The organism is Spirabiliibacterium falconis (assembly GCF_014885015.1).
In the GTDB taxonomy this organism is placed as follows: domain Bacteria; phylum Pseudomonadota; class Gammaproteobacteria; order Enterobacterales; family Pasteurellaceae; genus Spirabiliibacterium; species Spirabiliibacterium falconis.
Map to the genome: position 1 here is coordinate 149,765 of NZ_JABMIJ010000004.1, position 16,982 is coordinate 166,746.

Annotated in this window: 13 protein-coding genes; 6 read left to right on the forward strand and 7 right to left on the reverse strand. The window is 44.5% G+C overall.

Going from position 1 to position 16,982, the window contains the following annotated elements:
- Positions 1 to 95 precede the first annotated feature (95 nt).
- The 4 genes from HPC40_RS09435 to aceE all read right to left on the reverse strand — a co-directional run bounded on the left by HPC40_RS09435 (position 96) and on the right by aceE (position 6,356).
- Positions 96 to 227, reverse strand: coding sequence for a hypothetical protein (locus HPC40_RS09435; RefSeq protein WP_268932797.1), 132 nt, complete (start codon positions 225 to 227; stop codon positions 96 to 98).
- Positions 228 to 278: 51 nt separating this feature from the next.
- Entirely contained in the window at positions 279 to 1,700 is a 1,422-nt protein-coding gene (lpdA, locus tag HPC40_RS01735) for a dihydrolipoyl dehydrogenase (protein ID WP_208117760.1), read from the reverse strand.
- 73 nt (positions 1,701 to 1,773) lie between these two features.
- A complete protein-coding gene (aceF, locus tag HPC40_RS01740) occupies positions 1,774 to 3,669 on the reverse strand; it encodes a pyruvate dehydrogenase complex dihydrolipoyllysine-residue acetyltransferase (RefSeq protein ID WP_208117761.1) in 1,896 nt (631 codons plus the stop codon).
- A gap of 23 nt (positions 3,670 to 3,692) precedes the next feature.
- On the reverse strand, positions 3,693 to 6,356 hold the full coding sequence (gene aceE, locus HPC40_RS01745; protein WP_208117762.1) for a pyruvate dehydrogenase (acetyl-transferring), homodimeric type: 2,664 nt from the start codon (positions 6,354 to 6,356) through the stop codon (positions 3,693 to 3,695).
- A gap of 353 nt (positions 6,357 to 6,709) precedes the next feature.
- Here aceE and rimO point away from each other — a divergent pair, with 353 nt between their 5' ends.
- Positions 6,710 to 8,047, forward strand: a complete 1,338-nt coding sequence (gene rimO / locus HPC40_RS01750) for a 30S ribosomal protein S12 methylthiotransferase RimO (protein WP_208117763.1) — start codon at positions 6,710 to 6,712, stop codon at positions 8,045 to 8,047.
- 25 nt (positions 8,048 to 8,072) lie between these two features.
- Here the strand turns inward: rimO and HPC40_RS01755 are convergent, their stop codons facing one another.
- Entirely contained in the window at positions 8,073 to 9,929 is a 1,857-nt protein-coding gene (locus tag HPC40_RS01755; RefSeq protein ID WP_208117764.1) for an SLC13 family permease, read from the reverse strand.
- An 87-nt stretch (positions 9,930 to 10,016) separates the two neighbouring features.
- Complete coding sequence (locus HPC40_RS01760; protein ID WP_208117765.1) at positions 10,017 to 10,445, reverse strand: LexA family protein; 429 nt, start codon at positions 10,443 to 10,445, stop codon at positions 10,017 to 10,019.
- A 247-nt stretch (positions 10,446 to 10,692) separates the two neighbouring features.
- On the opposite strand from HPC40_RS01760, the gene sstT reads away from it, so the two are divergent.
- Genes sstT through HPC40_RS01785 form a run of 5 tightly spaced genes read left to right on the forward strand, consistent with a single transcriptional unit; the run spans position 10,693 to position 15,425 of the window.
- Positions 10,693 to 11,949: a serine/threonine transporter SstT gene (gene sstT / locus HPC40_RS01765; protein WP_208117766.1), complete on the forward strand. Its 1,257-nt coding sequence runs from the start codon at positions 10,693 to 10,695 to the stop codon at positions 11,947 to 11,949.
- Positions 11,950 to 11,997: 48 nt separating this feature from the next.
- Positions 11,998 to 13,437 carry a molybdate ABC transporter ATP-binding protein ModF gene (gene modF, locus HPC40_RS01770; RefSeq protein WP_235972266.1) on the forward strand — a complete coding sequence of 480 codons (1,440 nt, stop codon included), beginning with the start codon at positions 11,998 to 12,000 and terminating at the stop codon, positions 13,435 to 13,437.
- A 17-nt stretch (positions 13,438 to 13,454) separates the two neighbouring features.
- Complete coding sequence (locus tag HPC40_RS01775; RefSeq protein ID WP_208117767.1) at positions 13,455 to 14,375, forward strand: SPFH domain-containing protein; 921 nt, start codon at positions 13,455 to 13,457, stop codon at positions 14,373 to 14,375.
- A gap of 10 nt (positions 14,376 to 14,385) precedes the next feature.
- Positions 14,386 to 14,835, forward strand: a complete 450-nt coding sequence (locus tag HPC40_RS01780; protein WP_208117768.1) for an NfeD family protein — start codon at positions 14,386 to 14,388, stop codon at positions 14,833 to 14,835.
- A complete protein-coding gene (locus HPC40_RS01785; RefSeq protein WP_208117769.1) occupies positions 14,832 to 15,425 on the forward strand; it encodes an NAD(P)H-dependent oxidoreductase in 594 nt (197 codons plus the stop codon). Before HPC40_RS01780 ends, HPC40_RS01785 begins: the two co-directional genes overlap by 4 nt.
- An 8-nt stretch (positions 15,426 to 15,433) precedes the next feature.
- Here the strand turns inward: HPC40_RS01785 and HPC40_RS01790 are convergent, their stop codons facing one another.
- Positions 15,434 to 16,981, reverse strand: coding sequence for a DHA2 family efflux MFS transporter permease subunit (locus tag HPC40_RS01790; protein ID WP_208117770.1), 1,548 nt, complete (start codon positions 16,979 to 16,981; stop codon positions 15,434 to 15,436).
- Position 16,982: the final 1 nt, after the last annotated feature.

Consider the following 16,982-nt stretch of genomic DNA (forward strand, 5'->3'; position numbering starts at 1 on the left):
ATCTCTCCTCATTATTTGATATAGTACCACTATATCACTATATCAAAATGAAACTCAAATCGTGAATGTCAAAGTGCGGTCAACCACACTTTAGATCAGTTATCCAGTGTTTGATACTCCGCCTGCGTAATGGTGGTGTTCCACAAGCCGATATGTTGCTCATATTGATGGCGTTCGATAACCGTATAATTCAGGCTGGTAGCTTCCTCCACAAAATAACGCACCATGAAACAAAAAAACCGCACTTTAAAAGTGCGGTTTTGTCATCGATATTACTATTATTTTTTCTTTTTCGCTTTGGCATTTGGCAAGTCAGTGATAGTGCCTTCAAACACCTCAGCGGCAAGTCCTACGGATTCATGCAAGGTTGGGTGAGCGTGGATAGTGAGTGCAAGGTCTTCTGCATCACAGCCCATTTCAATCGCAAGACCGATTTCACCAAGCAATTCACCACCGTTAGTGCCGACAATCGCACCACCGATCACCCGGTGAGATTCTTTGTCGAAAATTAACTTGGTCATCCCGTCTGAACAGTCAGAGGCAATTGCACGCCCTGATGCCGCCCACGGGAATGTCGCCACTTCGTAGTTAATGCCTTCGGCTTTGCATTCTTTCTCGGTTTTGCCGACCCACGCCACTTCAGGTTCGGTGTAGGCAATCGATGGAATAACTTTCGGGTCGAAGTAGTGTTTTTTGCCGGCAATCACTTCTGCTGCCACATGACCTTCATGCACGCCTTTGTGTGCTAGCATTGGTTGTCCAACAACATCACCGATAGCAAAAATGTGGTCAACATTAGTACGCATTTGTTTGTCGGTGCGGATAAAGCCACGTTCGTCCACTTCTACACCCGCAAGGTTGGCGTCAATCAATTTGCCGTTTGGCGTACGACCAATGGCAACCAATACCGCATCATAGCGTTTGGTTTCGTTAGCTTTGCCTTCCATTGACACATAAATGCCATCTTCTTTGGCTTCTACAGCAGTCACTTTGGTTTCAAGCATTAAGTTGAATTTATCACTGATACGTTTGGTGAACACTTTCACGATGTCTTTGTCCGCGGCTGGGATCACTTGGTCGAACATTTCCACTACATCAATATTCGAGCCTAACGCGTGATAAACGGTCCCCATTTCAAGTCCGATGATACCGCCGCCCATGATGAGCAAGTTTTCTGGCACTTCTTTTAATTTTAGTGCGTCGGTTGAATCCCAAATACGTGGATCTTCATGCGGGATAAATGGCAACTGAATTGGGCGTGAGCCTGCAGCGATGATGGCATTGTCAAATTTAATGGTAACGTCTTCTTTTTCACCCGCTACGATAATGGTATTCGGGCCTGAGAATTTACCGTAGCCGTTGACTACTTGCACTTTACGCATTTTTGCCATGCCAGCCAAGCCGCCAGTTAATTGGCTGATCACTTTTTCTTTCCAGCCACGGATTTTTTCAACGTCGGTTTTTGGCTCACCGAACACAATGCCGTGTTGTGCCAATGCTTTGGCTTCTTCAATCACTTTCGCCACATGCAACAAAGCTTTAGATGGGATACAACCCACATTCAAGCACACACCGCCGAGTGTTGAATAACGTTCAACAATCACGGTCTCTAAGCCCAAATCAGCACAACGGAATGCCGCGGAATAGCCCGCAGGCCCAGCACCTAAAACAACAACTTGGGTTTTAATCTCTTTACTCATAATTTCCCCTTTTGTGTGCGTAACCGCACTTTGGTTCATTATCCCACGCTCGAGAGCGTGGGCTGGATTTCGATTACATGACTAAACGACGTAAATCAGATAATACGCTGCCAATGTAGCTAATAAAACGGGCACCGTCTGCACCGTCGATCACGCGGTGGTCAAACGATAATGATAATGGCAACATTAAGCGTGGCACAAATTCTTTACCGTTCCATACTGGTGCCATATCAGATTTTGATACCCCTAAGATAGCCACTTCAGGCGCGTTCACAATCGGCGCAAAGTGGGTTGTACCCAAACCGCCGAGGCTTGAAATGGTGAAACATCCGCCTTGCATATCGCTAGCGGTGAGCTTGCCTTCGCGAGCTTTTTTCGACACGTCCATCAATTCACGAGAAAGCTCGATAATGCCTTTTTTGTTGACATCTTTAAACACAGGCACAACCAAGCCGTTTGGCGTGTCCACTGCCACGCCGATGTTGACGTATTTTTTCAGCGTCAAGCGTTGACCGTCTTCTGAAATCGAGCTGTTAAAGCGTGGATACGCCTCAAGTGCTTTGGCAACCGCTTTCATAATGAACACCACAGGCGTGATTTTTACGCCCCATTTTTGTTTTTCAGACAACACGTTTTGCTCTTTACGGAAAGCTTCTAAATCCGTGATGTCGGCACGGTCAAAGTGGGTCACATGTGGGATCATCACCCAGTTGCGGTGTAGATTTGCACCAGAAATTTTGTTGATGCGTGTTAATTCAACTTCTTCCACTTCACCAAACTTGCTGAAATCCACTTTCGGCCATGGTAACAAGCCCAAGCCTGCACCATTAGCAACACCGCCTGATGCCGTAGGTGCTTGACCTGATTCCACTTGTTTGATGAGATTCTTAACGTAGTTTTGTACATCTTCTTTCAAGATGCGACCTTTGCGACCAGTGCCTTTCACTTTATCAAGGTTGACACCAAATTCACGCGCAAGGCGGCGAACCACTGGTGTGGCATGTGCATAAGTTGCGCTGCTAACCACATCTTGTTGTGAAGAGGTAACCGCACTTTCACGTTGCGCCACTTGTGGAGCCGATTTTTCTTCCGTTTTTTCAGGCGTAGCAACTGCAGCCTGCGCTGGCGCGGCGCCTGCCACTTCAAAACGCATAATCAGGCTACCCGTAGAGACTTTATCGCCATCTTTGACCAAAATTTCTTTGACCACACCTGCAAATGGGGCTGGCACTTCCATTGAAGCTTTGTCGCCCTCCACGGTAATCAGTGACTGCTCTTCGCTAACACTGTCGCCAACTGCCACCATAATTTCAGTGACATTGACCTCATCACCACCGATGTCTGGCACGTTCACATCAACCACGCCACCAGCCGCTTGTGGAGCGGCATCTTGTTTTTCAGCTGCTGGTGCTGCAACCGCACTTTCACCGCCTTCGGCAGTTTCAAAACGCATGATCAGGCTACCAGTAGAAACTTTATCGCCGTCTTTGATCAAGATTTCTTTTACCACGCCAGCAAATGGGGCTGGCACTTCCATTGAGGCTTTGTCGCCTTCTACGGTGATAAGAGACTGATCGGCATCTACTTTATCGCCAACAGAGACCATAATTTCAGTCACGTTCACTTCATCGCCGCCAATATCGGGCACGTTGACATCCACAACCGCACTTTGGGTTGCTTGAGCAGCTTTTTCAACAGGCTTTTCTTCCGCCTTAGCTGGCACAGCTTCTGCTGCGCCGTTAGCTTCGAGCTCCATCATTGGGCTGCCGGTGGTTACTTTGTCGCCCTCTTTCACTAGCAACGCTTTCACCACGCCCGCCTCAGGGGACGGCACTTCCATCGAGGCTTTATCACCTTCAACGTTGATAATGCTTTGATCAACGTCTACTTTATCGCCCACTTTCACCATTACTTCGGTGACAGTAACTTCATCACTGCCGATATCGGGCACTTGAATTTGTTTAGACATAGTATTTCCTTTTTCCTCGCTGATTAGGCATACAATGGGTTAATTTTGTCTGCATCAATGCCGTATTTCGCAATTGCCTCGGCAACCACTTTCTTATCAACATCACCTTTCGCGGCCAATTCTGTTAATGCAGCCACCACAACATAGTGTGCATTCACTTCAAAATGTTCACGTAAGTTTTCACGGCTGTCTGAACGACCAAAACCGTCTGTACCTAGCACGCGATAGCTCGATGCAGGAACAAATGGACGAACTTGTTCAGCAAATAATTTAACATAGTCAGTTGCTGCAATTGCAGGTGCATCGTTCATTACTTGCGCAATGTATGGCACGCGTGCGCTGTCCGTTGGGTGCAACATATTATAACGCTCAACATCAGCCCCTTCACGTGCAACTTCAGTGAATGAGGTTACGCTATACACGTCAGACGTCACGCCAAAGTCATCAGCCAATAATCTCGCCGCATCACGAACATGACGTAAAATTGCACCAGAGCCAAGCAACTGCACTTTACCTTTGCCTTGACCATTGACCGTTTCAAATTTGTAAATACCTTTACGGATACCTTCTTCTGCACCTTTCGGCATCGCAGGTTGATCGTAGGTTTCGTTCAAGGTGGTGATGTAGTAGTACACGTTTTCTTGCTCTGGGCCATACATACGACGCACACCGTCTTGAATGATCACCGCCACTTCAAACGCAAATGCAGGATCATAGGAGATACAATTTGGAATCACTGCCGATTGAATATGGCTATGTCCGTCTTCGTGTTGCAAACCTTCACCATTGAGGGTGGTGCGCCCTGATGTACCGCCGATCATAAAGCCGCGGGCTTGTTGGTCGCCAGCTGCCCACATCAAATCACCCACACGTTGGAAGCCAAACATTGAGTAATAGACAAAGAATGGAATCATTGGCACGTTATTGGTGCTATAAGAGGTAGCAGCTGCCAACCATGAGGCAGTTGCGCCTTGCTCGTTAATCCCTTCTTGTAACACTTGCCCATCCACAGCTTCACGATAATACGCCACTTGTTCACGATCTTGTGGGGTATAATTTTGACCGTGAGGATTGTAAATACCGATTTGGCGGAACAAGCCTTCCATACCAAACGTGCGGGCCTCATCGGCAATAATTGGCACAATGTGTTTGCCCACCGATTTATTTTTCAATAATACATTCAAGGAACGCACAAACGCCATCGTCGTTGAAATTGGGCGATTTTGTGCTTCGAATAATTGAGAGAACTCATCTAACGCTGGCACATCAAGCTCAGTGGTAAAACGACGTGCACGCGTTGGTAAATAGCCGTTGAGGGCTTGGCGACGTTCGTGGAGATATTTATACTCGTCTGAGCCTTCTTCAAATTTGATATATGGCAATTTCTCAATATTGTCATCACTAACTGGAATTGAGAAGTAATCACGCACGTGACGCACACCTGACATATCCATTTTTTTCACTTGGTGAGCAATATTTTTACCTTCCGCAGCCTCACCCATGCCATAACCTTTAATGGTTTTCACCAACAATACTACAGGTTTGCCTTTGACTTGTTTCGCTTTATTAAATGCTGCAAACACTTTGATTGGATCATGACCACCACGGTTTAACGCCCAGATTTCATCATCAGTCATATCTGCAACTAATGCCGCAGTTTCAGGGTAACGTCCAAAGAAGTGTTCACGTACATAAGCGCCATCTTTGGATTTCATTGTTTGGTAATCACCATCCACCACTTCGGTCATCAACTGCAATAATTTGCCTGAGGTATCACGTTGTAATAAGCGATCCCAACGACGTCCCCAAATCACTTTGATCACTTCCCAGCCACAGCCTGTAAACTGACCTTCTAATTCTTGAATGATTTTACTGTTTCCTGTAACTGGACCATCTAAACGTTGCAAGTTACAGTTGATCACAAACACGAGATTATCAAGTTTTTCACGGGCAGCAAATGCCAATGCACCACGTGATTCCACTTCATCCATTTCGCCATCACCTAAGAAGGCATAAACAGTTTGATCAGAGGTATCTTTTAAGCCACGATGCTCAAGGTATTTCAAGAAACGTGCTTGATAGATGGCATTTAGTGGACCAAGTCCCATTGATACGGTTGGGAATTGCCAAAACTCTGGCATTAATTTTGGATGTGGATAAGATGAAAGGCCACGTCCATGAACTTCTTGACGGAAATTATCTAATTGCTCTTCACTTAAACGACCTTCAAGGAATGCACGTGCATAAATTCCCGGTGAAATATGACCTTGGAAGAACACCAAATCACCACCATTTTGCTCAGTGCGTGCTTTGAAGAAATGGTTAAAACACACTTCATACATTGTTGCAGCCGACTGGAACGAAGCCATATGCCCACCCAATTCCAAATCTTTTTTCGAAGCGCGCAATACCATCATAATGGCATTCCAACGAATAGCACCACGAATACGACGTTCAATGTCTAAATTACCAGGATAATTTGGCTCTTCAGCCGTTGGAATAGTATTCACATAATCCGTTGTCGTGCCTGTTGGCAAGGAAACATTGTTAGCTCGTGCACGCTGCATTAATTGCTCAATGATAAATTGTGCACGCTCAACGCCTTCTTCACGGATAACGGAATCGATCGCTAGTAGCCAATCATTAGTTTCCACTGTATCCACGTCATTTTTAACCATATCGGACATAGTATTTCCTTTTAGTTGTTCAAAAGTGCGGTCAAACCACAAATTTGATGATCATTTAACGAAAAGCAGATTTATTTTACCTATAAAAATAAATATTAATGGTTTGTAATAAAAATGCTAAAAATTATCTCTTCTAATATAGCCTAAATTTGCAAAAAAATTAATCTTTATCTGTAAAATATCCGCCAACTCTTAAACTTTTTTTGTAAAAAATTACCATTTTTTATAATTTGACCGCACTTTGCACGTTGCATATGAGAATTCATAGCCTTTTTATCAGAAATTCTCTAAAATAGTTCGTTTATTTTGTCAGCACCGCAAATCAAGTGCGGTCATTGAGAATGGGATTAGAGATGCAACATACCCCCAATATTGGATTTTTAAGTTTAGGCTGCCCCAAAAATTTGGTCGATTCCGAGCGGATTTTAACCGAGTTACGTACAGAGGGTTATAACATTGTGCCAAGTTATGAAAACGCCGACTTGGTGATTGTTAATACTTGCGGGTTTATTGATTCCGCCGTGCAAGAATCCCTTGAAGCGATTGGCGAAGCATTAAATGAAAATGGCAAAGTCATTGTCACAGGCTGTCTGGGTGCAAAAGAAGATCAGATTCGCCAAGTCCACCCTAATGTGCTTGAAGTGAGTGGACCACACAGTTACGAAACTGTGCTTGAACAGGTACATAAATATGTGCCTCGTCCAGAATTTAATCCCTACCTCAGCCTTGTGCCGAAACAAGGAATAAAACTCACGCCTAAACATTATGCGTATTTAAAAATTTCCGAAGGGTGTGACCATCGCTGCACCTTTTGTATTATTCCCTCGATGCGGGGCGATCTTGATAGCCGCCCAATCGGGCAAGTGCTTGACGAAGCTAAACGTTTAGTTGACGCGGGAGTAAAAGAATTATTGGTAGTCTCTCAAGACACGAGTGCTTATGCGCTTGATAAAACGAAAAAAGAGAAAAGCAAAATCGCGTTTTGGAACGGCATGCCACTGAACAATTCGTTGCTGTCATTATGTGAGCAACTTAGCACGCTGGGGGTGTGGGTTCGTTTACACTATGTTTATCCTTATCCACACGTGGATAAATTGATTCCCTTAATGGCACAAGGCAAAATTTTGCCGTATTTGGATATTCCACTGCAACACGCCAGCCCGAAAATTCTGAAAGCGATGAAACGCCCAGGTAGCATTGACCGCACTTTAGAACGCATTAAGCAATGGCGTGAAATTTGCCCACAGCTAACCTTGCGGTCAACCTTTATCGTCGGATTTCCTGGAGAGACAGAAGACGACTTCCAGCAACTACTCGATTTTTTAGACGCTGCGCAACTTGACCGTGTAGGCTGTTTCAAATTCAGCCCCGTGGACGGTGCTGCTGCCACAGCAATGGCAGAGCAAGTTCCAGAGGATGTCAAAGAAGAACGCTACCATCGCTTTATGCAAACTCAACAGCGTATTTCCACCGCCCGTTTGGCGCAAAAAGTGGGGCAAACCCTCACGGTATTGGTTGACGAAATCGATGATGAAGGCATCATCGCACGCTCTATGGCGGATGCGCCCGAGATCGACGGCCTCGTGTATTTGCAAAACCCAAACCAAAGTGCGGTCAAGGTAGGCGATTTTGTACAAGCAACGATAACCCATAGTGATGAGTATGACCTTTGGGGTGAGATTATCAACTAAAAAAGGGGCTATTGCCCCTCTTTCATTAACCAAACATCCACGGCACAATGATGATCGTGGCGATCATCACAATGACAGTGAACGGCACACCTACTTTCAAGAAATCGCCAAATCGATAACCACCTGGCCCTAACACCATGGTATTAACCGGTGATGCCACAGGGGTCATGAAGGCTGCCGATGCCGATACTGCAATGGTTATCACAAACGGGACTGGAGAAGTATCAAGTTGTTGTGCCATGGCCACTGCAATAGGTGCCATTAAAATGGCCGTAGCGGTATTCGAGATAAAGGAGCTCACAACCACACATAAAATAAATAAGCTGGCAAGAATAGCATGAATGCCAAGCCCCCCCACTAAATCAAGCAACCCATTGACCGCAAGGCTAATCCCGCCTGTTTTGGTCAATGCAGTCGCAAATGGCATCATCCCCACGATCAGTACAATACTTGGCCAGTGAATGGCTCGATAGGCACTTTTTGCGTCAACACAACGGAATTTTGCCAACAGCATACACGTAATTAATGCTGCCATAACGTTAGAAACTACCCCACTGACCATCATCGCTACCATAAAAGCCACCGAGAGGATAGCATGGGGTGCTTGACTCGCCGCTGGGGCAACGTTATCAACCTCTGCGGGATAATTGAGAATGAAAAAATCTCGGTTTTGACTACGCATTTCTTGAATTAAACGCCATTCACCGATAACCAGATATTGATCCCCTGCCGTCATTTCAATCTCACTTGGATCAATGTCTAGCACATCACCACCACGTTTCACACCGACAATAATTAAGCCATAACGCTGTTGAAATTTAATATCTCGCACGCTTTTTCCGATCACTGTGCTATCGGGAATAGGTGAAATTTCTGCCATACCAACGGTTTTTGATTTTTCACTAAAGTAGCTTCCGCGTACGTCCATCGGTTTTAAGCGATTTTCAGCACAAAATGCCGCCCAATCCAGATCGGGCGAGGAAATATCAAGCAACAAAATATCTTTCGCACGCAACTCTGACAATCCAAATGCACTCACAACAATCCGACGGATACGCCGCCAACGCTCAATTGCCACCACCAAAATACCATGTTGTGAATGTAGATGTAATTCATCAAGCGTTTTGCCTACAAGTGGCGAATCAGGTAAAATCAGAGCCTGTTTCGAGCGACCTTGCAGATGGTAACTATCAATCAAATCATTCATTGAGGTGCGGTTATAATTTGTTTTTAAATCATTACTCTCGTTACCATCCAGCAAATGACGAGCAAAAATCATATATAACGCACCAAGCACCAGCACTATTATGCCGATTGGCGTGAAAGAAAAGAAATTTAGTGCAGGCAATCCTGCACGCACCAATTCCGCATTGGCAATTAAGTTAGGTGGGGTAGCAATTAACGTCATCATACCACTGATTAAACCCGCTATGCTCAGTGGCATCATTAAACGACGTGGGGAGATATTCATTCGAGAACAAATTGCCAATACCACAGGGATAAAAATTGCGACAATCCCTGTTGAGCTCATAAATGCCCCCAAACCACACACGGTCACCATCAACAATAATAGTACTTTTAGCTCGTTATTATTGGCGACTTTTAATAGCCACGCACTCACTTGGTAGGCAACGCCTGTTCGCAATAACGCATCGCCGACAATGAATAGTAGTGCAATTAAAATGACATTCGGATCACTAAATCCCGCCAAAATTTCATGAGTAGAAAGAATTCCGCTGACACTAAATGCCACCATCACCAATAAGGCGACCACATCCATTCGCAGTTTATTGGAGATAAATAATATAATAGCTGCACTTAAAAAAAGCAGTACTAACCAAAGATCAGAGTTGATTGCAGAAAGTCCAGAAAATGTACTCACAACGATGCCATAAGAAAATTTACAATAGTAATATTATAGCACTAAAGTGCAGTTTTCTGTACTTAATTTGACCGCACTTTACATTATTTATGCCGCATGCCGACGACGAAATTGATGAATTGTGTTCGTCACCACACCTTGTATTTGTACCTCATCTAATGAAGTAAGATATAAACTGGTTTTGGTTGAATCTAGTGGAAATAATACCCATTGATTTGGCTGCATTGAAAATACCTCATATAGTGACAACTTATCACCGTCCAACACGACCACCAAATCCCCTTTACTCGGCGTGGTATTACGTTCCACCACAAGCACATCGCCCACATCAATACCCCATGCTGTCAGATTGGTGTTACTGATATGCATAAAAAATGTATCCTGTGGTTTTTTAATACAATATGCGTTTAAATCCAATTTATACTGCACCGCACTTTGTACATTTTTGTCATAGCACAATGGGATAGGTTGATAGCTATACATGCGGTTTGCCGCTTGGGTTGTCATCAGTTTCATCATCTACTCCTTGCTCAACAGTAGCACTGTTTTTTTATACAGCTATTTATACTGTTTTTTTATACAGCTTGCAACCCTTTTTTTGATCTTTTTAATGCGCCTTAAAAATAAAAAGTGCGGTCATGGCTGATTTGATGCATTTGGTGCTTTTTTATTTTGCATTATCCACGTTTTCAGGTAATCTTTTGGCGTAGGAGTTTTGCCATGGCAAGACGGATGATAAACCCATTTTTACAATAATAAACATATGAGTAGCTCACATCGCCTAACCGCACTTTTATTTCAAGGCAGTCTAATTGCCAAAATCGCCGTTGGTCTTGTTTTAGGACTTATCGTTGCACTTATCAGTGCACCGCTTGAACCAACATTGGGATTTAACCTTGCCAATAGCGTTGGCGTATTAGGCGAGTTGTTCGTGCGGGCGTTACGTTCGATTGCGCCAATTTTAATTTTTATTCTTGTCCTTTCGGCTATCAGCAATAAAAAGAAAAGTGACAGCGATCGCAGTAGTCAGGTAATGAAATCTATCATTGTATTATATCTCCTTGGTACATTTCTTGCAGCATTTGTGGCTGTCATTGCCAGCTACCTTTTCCCAACGTCACTCTCCTTGGTCACCACAGATGCCGAACTTAGCCCACCACAAAATGTGGCAGAAGTCATTATGGCGGTGTTAATGAACATCGTAGATAATCCTATCAAAGCCTTATATAACGCCAATTATATCGGAATTTTAGCGTGGGCAATCGGTTTAGGGTTTGCACTACGCCACGCCAGCGATAGCACCAAGCGTTTCATCCACGAAATGGCGGAAGCGGTTTCCATGCTTGTTAAAGTGGTCATTGCTTTTGCGCCATTTGGTGTGTTTGGCTTAGTGGCAATATCTATTGCCTCCCAAGGCTTGAGCGAACTCAGCACATACGCCCGTTTAATCGCCGTATTGGTTGGAGCAATGCTTTTTGTTGCATTTATCATTAATCCTATTTTGGTGTTTTGGAAAACTCGCCAAAATCCATTCCCACTGATTTGGGTATGCGTTCGTGAAAGTGGTTTAACTGCCTTTTTCACCCGTAGCTCTGCGGCGAATATTCCCGTGAACATTAACTTGTGTAAACGCCTCAATTTAGATGAAGAAACCTATTCCGTTTCTATTCCACTCGGCGCATCCATTAATATGGCAGGGGCGGCAATTACCGTGACCATCTTAACCCTTGCAGCCGTTAATACGCTCGGGATTGAGGTGAGTTTCATAACCGCACTTTTACTGAGTGTTGTCGCCAGTATTTGTGCCTGCGGTGCATCAGGTGTGGCGGGCGGCTCATTGTTGCTCATTCCATTAGCGTGTAGTCTGTTTGGTATTTCAAACGACATCGCCGCACAAGTGATTGGCGTTGGCTTTATCATCGGCGTTATTCAAGACTCTGCCGAAACCGCACTTAATTCATCAACGGACGTTATTTTTACCGCCGCTGCCGATATCGGTGAGCGAAACAAACATCAGTAATGACATCAAAGCGAATCATTAGGTTCGCTTTTTTATTATGGAGAGATTATGTTACGTCTGCACAATGCAAAAATTAAAATCGCACCGCAACGCTATCTTGAGATAACTGAATTTCAATTACACACACCGCACTTTGCTGTTGTGGTGGGGCATAATGGCTCTGGGAAAAGTACTTTAGCCCAGTTTCTTAGCCAACATCATTCCTGCGAACAGGGGGAATATTATTCACATTTTCAACGCCCTGCTCTACTGTCATTGCGTACCCATCAACAGCTGATTGAGCGTATTGCTCACGAACTGAATGATGATACTCGCTCTCCCGACGATCACGGTCCAAGTGCAAAAGACATTATTCTGGCTGACAGCACTCACTCAGAAAAGCTCACCGAGATCGCTGAAATGCTAGGTATAACCGCACTTTTAACACGCGCTTTCAAGCAATTATCCACAGGCGAAGCACGCAAGGTTTTGCTCGCCCAATGTTTAATTGATGAACCTGACTTGCTGATTTTAGATGAGCCATTTGAAGGTTTAGACCACGCAGCCCAGCAACAATGGCGGCATCTCATTGCACAATTAAGCCAAACTCGCTGTGTTGTTCTTATTCTTAACCGTCTAAATGATATTCCGCCCACAGCACAAAGTGTTACGCTACTCAGTCATTGCCACCAAGTGCTGCAAGCGTCATTTTCTGACATGCAGAAAAACCCTTTGTTCCAGCAACTGTGTTATGCCGAAAACGCCACCCATCGTGCAATTCCTGCTCCACTAAATCCGCCAGCCTTGCCTGATGGCGACATCCTTTTTGCATTGAAAAATGTTACTGTGCAATTCGGCGAAAACGTCATTTTAAATAAACTGTCATGGCAAGTAAAAAAAGGGGAGCACTGGTGGATTAAAGGCAATAATGGCTGTGGTAAATCCACCCTGCTTTCATTAATCACGGGCGATCATCCACAAGCATTCAATAATTATGTGCATATTTTTGGGCGACAACGTGGTAGCGGTGAAACGGTGTGGGAAATTAAACAACATATCGGTTATGTCAGTAATCAACTGCATTTGGATTACCGTGTCAACTGCTGTGCACTAGATGTGATTATTTCAGGTTTTCTCGACTCTATTGGTGTTTACCAACAGGTGGACGAACCAACTCGCTTACGGGCCCTGCAATGGCTGGAGCGACTCAATCTAACAGCGATTGCACATCGCCCATTTAAAAGCCTTTCTTTTGGGCAACAACGCTTATTACTGATCGCAAGAGCCATGGTTAAACATCCCCCCGTTTTAATCTTAGATGAACCTTTAATGGGGCTAGATGCGCTCAACCGCCACTTAGTGCTCACCTTCATTGAACAGCTCATTGACAATAGCCAAACACAGCTTATTTTTGTTTCTCATCATGATGAAGATGGTCCTCATTGTATCAACCGCACTTTGCATTTTATTGCAAACGAGGCGGGTTATGATTATCATCAACATCATTAATCACCGTGGAGTTTGTTATGGAATTTTTAGATACCCTACCAACTGCTGTTATCTTTTTTATTATTTTAGTTGTCATCACGCTCTTTTCCAGTTTAAAAACCGTACCACAAGGTTATCACTGGACGATTGAACGTTTTGGTCGCTATACGCGCACCCTAACCCCAGGGCTGAATTTTATTGTGCCATTTATTGACCGCGTAGGACGCAAAATCAATATGATGGAACAAGTTATCGACATCCCCTCACAAGAAGTGATTTCAAAAGATAACGCAAATGTGTCTATTGATGCCGTATGCTTCGTTCAAGTCATTGACGCTCGCAATGCCGCTTATGAAGTCAACAATTTAGAACAGGCGATTATTAATTTAACACTAACTAATATCCGTACTGTACTAGGTTCTATGGAGCTTGACGAAATGCTCTCGCAACGAGATTCAATTAACTCTCGCCTTCTGACTATTGTCGATGAAGCCACCAATCCATGGGGTGTGAAAGTGACTCGGATTGAAATTCGAGATGTACGCCCACCGCGTGAACTGATTGATTCAATGAATGCGCAAATGAAAGCCGAACGGAATAAGCGCGCAGAAGTGCTAGAAGCAGAAGGGATTCGTCAAGCCGCTATTTTGCGTGCTGAAGGGGATAAACAATCCCGCATTTTACAAGCAGAAGGGGAACGTCAAGAAGCGTTTTTAAAAGCGGAAGCACGTGAACGTGAAGCACAAGCTGAGGCTCGTGCAACTAAAATGGTTTCAGATGCCATTGCCCAAGGCGACACAAAAGCAATCAATTATTTTGTGGCGCAACGTTACACTGAAGCCTTACAAAAAATTGGGCAGGCAGAAAATAGTAAAGTGGTGCTAATGCCGCTGGAAGCTGGCAACTTAATCGGCTCTATTGCTGGCATTGCAGAATTACTGAAAAACGAGAAACACTAGGAGGCACACTATGGACTGGCTCACCCATTGGGGCGTGTGGCACTGGTTAATTTTGGGCTTTATTTTGCTGATAGGAGAAGCCCTCCTACCCGGCATTTTCCTCTTGTGGTTCGGTGTTGCAGGACTTGCCATGGCTGGAATAACCGCACTTTTTCTGCTTTCACCTGCCACCAGCTGGGTGCTATTCGCCTGCCTTGCTATTGCCTTTAGCCTACTGTGGTGGCGTTATCAACACCGCAAAGATCAAGTCGATGATTCCCACAATGAACTTAATCAGCGTGGCATTGCTATGTTAGGACAAACAGGGCAAGTGCTTGAATTTTTTGATAATGGTATCGGGCGAGGACAATTTGGCGACACAACATGGCGCATTCAAGGCGTGCATTTGCACGCTGGTGATGCCATCAAAGTCACCGCCGTACATGGCATTACCTTAACCGTCGAGAAAACATCATTGTGAAACAACATTTAATTATTTACGCACACCCTAACCCTGAAAGTTTCAACCACGCACTCTTGGAAACCGTCGTGCTCGCCACTGAAAAGTGCGGTTGGTTACCCGTGGTGCGCGATCTATATGCACTAAATTTTGATCCCATCTTATCGTGGCAAGAGCTCGCCGATAGCTATCGCGGCGTCATCGCCGACAGCATAGCAATAGAGCATCAATATCTTCGCCAAGCGGATCTAATCACCCTCATTTACCCCCTATGGTGGATGGGTTATCCCGCAATATTAAAAGGCTACCTTGACCGCACTTTAACCTTTGGCTTTGCTTATAAAACCCTTGATGGACAATCCCACGGGCTACTGGGTGGAAAACGGTTACAACAATTCATCACCATTGGCAGTAATTGGCAAGAATATCAAGGATTTGGATTTGATAAATCCATTCGTGATATGCTGGCTGATGGCTTATTTAATTTCTGTGGCATAACCGATATTGCTCATCAGGTATTTGATGACATTCATTTAGTCGATAATACTACCCGTAAAGGTTACTTAGAAATCGCTTATCAAACCACGCAAACACGCTTAAGTGCGGTCTGACCGCACTTTTATTTATGTTGTTTAACCGCAGGTGGACCAGAATGTCCAAATGGTGGTTTCGCCAGCCAAATCACGATAAACAGCGACAAGAAAATCACCGCTGATAGCCAGAAAATCTCATTCGCCCCTAAAATAAAGCCTTGTGCCGTGATTAAGTTTGAAAGATAAAGCCCAATTTGCGTATCATTCATACCGAGTTGGTGCATCTGCTCAAAAAACCCGTGCGAATTCACATTATAAGGCGTAATAAATTCAGTCAATTGTGAATGGTGTAACGCCTCACGCCGATACCACAAAAAGGTGGTTAATGATGTCCCCACTGAGCCTGCCAATGTTCGAAGGAAATTGAACAAACTGGAAGCAGATGCCATTTTTTGTGGCGGAATTTCAGATAATGTGATCGTGGTAAGTGGCATAAAGAAGCAGGCTACCGCCAAACCTTGCACGAATTGTGGTAACGCCACATCTGCAAAGCTCATATTGGGCTCAAATGTTACCGCACGCCAATAAAACGTGGCAGCATACACGAAGAAACTTAACGTGACTAACAAGCGCATATCAATTTTAGCACCGTATTTCCCAATGATAGGCGAAAGCAAAATCGGCAAAATTCCAACAGGTGCTGCGGCAAGACCTGCCCACGTTGCCGTGTAACCAAAGACATTTTGCAACAACAATGGGATTAATACCACTGAGCCAATATAAACCAAAAACGCTAAGCTCGTGCTTAAACAACCAATCGTGAAGTTGCGTGATTTAAATAAGGAAATATCCACCACCGGGTTGTCTTCCGTCAATTCCCAAATAATCAAGGCAATTAAGCTAATAACGGAAATAATCGTTAGCACAACAATCTCTGTGGAGTTAAACCAATCCTGCTCTCGCCCTTGATCGAGCATTAATTGCAAACACCCTACCCCTAAAATTAACAACACCAGCCCCATGCTATCCACTGGCTGCTGTATAATTTCACTTTCACGTTTGCCAATGGTTTTCCACGCCATCAGCACCACCGCTAACCCGATAGGGACATTGATAAAAAAGATCCATCCCCAGTGGAGATTATCGCTGATCCACCCGCCCAAAATTGGCCCAAAAATGGGAGCAACCACCACCGTCATCGACCAAAACGCCAATGCCATGCCACGCCGTTCAGGTGGGTAATTATTTAATAATAAACTTTGTGAAAGTGGAATAATCGGCCCTGCCGCTAAGCCTTGCATAATACGGCAGAAAATGAGCATGCCCAAACTGTGAGAGATACCACATAACCACGAAAATAACACAAAAAGTGCGGTTGCAATTAAAAATAACCGCACTTCACCCATGCGTTTTGCTAACCACCCCGTGATCGGAATGGCGATCGCATTCGCCACACCAAATGAGGTAATCACCCATGTGCCTTGGCTAACTGATGCCCCTAAATCCCCCGCAATAGTGGGAATAGCAACATTGGCAATGGTGGAATCTAGCACCTGCATAAAGGTGGCTAACGCCAGCCCTAAGGTGAGTAAAACTAACGCCCCGCCTTTTAGCGGAGGATATGCTTTTTGCATA